At 64.9% G+C, this 1620-nt stretch carries 3 protein-coding genes and 1 pseudogene; all 4 read right to left on the reverse strand.

The annotated features are described in order from the left end of the window. Nucleotides 1–16: 16 nt before the first annotated feature. A complete protein-coding gene (locus tag ACESNG_RS16720) occupies nucleotides 17–403 on the reverse strand; it encodes a type II toxin-antitoxin system VapC family toxin (RefSeq protein ID WP_373063346.1) in 387 nt (128 codons plus the stop codon). Then, nucleotides 400–672, reverse strand: coding sequence for a type II toxin-antitoxin system VapB family antitoxin (locus tag ACESNG_RS16725; protein WP_373063348.1), 273 nt, complete (start codon nucleotides 670–672; stop codon nucleotides 400–402). Before ACESNG_RS16725 ends, ACESNG_RS16720 begins: the two co-directional genes overlap by 4 nt. A gap of 119 nt (nucleotides 673–791) precedes the next feature. Further along, nucleotides 792–1118 (reverse strand): hypothetical protein, encoded by a 327-nt coding sequence (locus ACESNG_RS16730; RefSeq protein ID WP_373063350.1) that lies wholly within the window; start codon nucleotides 1116–1118, stop codon nucleotides 792–794. 48 nt (nucleotides 1119–1166) lie between these two features. After that, nucleotides 1167–1620, reverse strand: a pseudogene (locus ACESNG_RS16735) (hypothetical protein); the annotation flags it as partial.

A 1620-nucleotide genomic window follows, 5' to 3' on the forward strand; every position in this document is an offset into this window, starting at 1 on the left:
GCTCATGCCGATGCGATCATGCGAGCACACAGTCCGTTTGCGGGAAGTCGTCACCAACGCACAACAACGGTTCCCCGGCCACCACCGACATCGCGTACGACAGGCAATCGCCGAAGTTGAGTGCCGCACGATGGCGCCCCCGACCGTAGCGCAGCCACGCGTCCATCGCGACCCCGAAATGCGCCTCCGTCACGTGCAGCACGGTGATGCGACTCTCCTGGAGGAGACGGGCCAGCAGTCCGCGCGCGTCCACGTTGAGTCGTGCCGACAACACGATGCCGGTTTCAAGCAGCGTGGCCGCGCCAATGGCGAGATGCGTCGCGCCGCTCATGCGTTCCAGCAATCGTTCTGCGTCTGGCTCCTGTAGCACAATGGCCACCAGCGCCGAACGATCGAGAATCATGCGCCGTCCGGACCGTAGCCCAGGATGCGCTCTTCTTCCGCCTTCGTTAACCGCGTGCCGCGAACCGAGGCCGGAATGCTCGGCCAGATCTCGCGTTCCAACACGCGACGCAAACGGTCGACCGGATTGAGCTCCGTGGCGCTGCGCGCGAGGCGATCGCGGCGCTCCTCGAGGGCACGGCGAACGGCCTCCGTCTTGGTCTCACCAGTCATAGCCGCGACCTCATCGAGGAGCCGCTCGACCCGTTCGTTCTTGATGTTGACCGCCACGACACCCTCAATTTATGAGTGTATGAAGAAAATATGCAGTATTAAAGACAAGTGTTCAAGTGGAGGACATAGTTCATCACTCCCTGCGTTCGCGCGCTTGAGTGCGGAGATCGGTCACGTCACTTGCTCGCGGTGACGTCGGGGTAGCCGAGTGCGCGAAACGCTGGATTCAGGCGGGGATCGACACGCAAGCACGGGCCGAGAAGCGCGTACATCCCCCACGCGGATCGCGCTTCCACCTGTCGGGGGTCGCGCACCGCGCGCTCCACCACGGCCACCGCGACGCTATCGCTGCGCATCGCGCGCGCGAGCGCGAGGGCTGCGATGACTGGGCCGGTGGCAATCAGCGAGTCGGTGGCGGCCGCGCGCGTGCCGGGGTTGATCCAACGCGGCGCGAGTCGAGCCAGGTCCTCGTACCTGTCCGAGGCCGGATCCTTGAGCGCCATGAGCAGTGCGGCAGCCGCCTCGTCGTACCGCTTCAGCGCGAGCTCGTGCTAGAAACGGAACCTCCACGCGTACCATGCCTGCGGTTGCTGCACGAGTCCCTGCGCATACAGCGGCGATGCGTCGGCAAACCGCTCTGCGCCGTCGTAGGCGATCGCTAAGGACAAGGTGATGACGTGAGCCAGCGGATCGAGTTTGTGCGCGGTTTCCATCTCGCGAATGCTCTCGTCCCATCGACTCTTGGAACCGAGTCCGTAGCTGAACCACTGGTGCCCTGTGGCGTAGGCCGGGCTGAGCGCGATCCCACGCTCGAACGCGGCAAGGTTTTCCGCGTCACGGTGGACCTTCTTGAGCACTTGGCTCAGCGACGCGTAGGCCTCACCGAGCGTCGGGGCCAGCGCGATCGCGCGTCGCGCGGCGCCTTCTGCCAGAGGGAGAATGGAATCGGCGGTCACGCCAGGCACGCTGTAGTCACCCGGTACTGACAGCACGTACGCGTCGCCC

It is taken from the genome of Gemmatimonas sp., assembly GCF_041689975.1.
GTDB lineage: Bacteria > Gemmatimonadota > Gemmatimonadetes > Gemmatimonadales > Gemmatimonadaceae > Gemmatimonas.

Bases quoted from the DNA above. Each gene is read 5' to 3' on its own strand.
- ACESNG_RS16720 (WP_373063346.1), bottom strand. From the start codon at position 403: ATGATTCTCGATCGTTCGGCGCTGGTGGCCATTGTGCTACAGGAGCCA.
- ACESNG_RS16730 (WP_373063350.1), bottom strand. From the start codon at position 1,118: ATGGCGCTCAAGGATCCGGCCTCGGACAGGTACGAGGACCTGGCTCGA.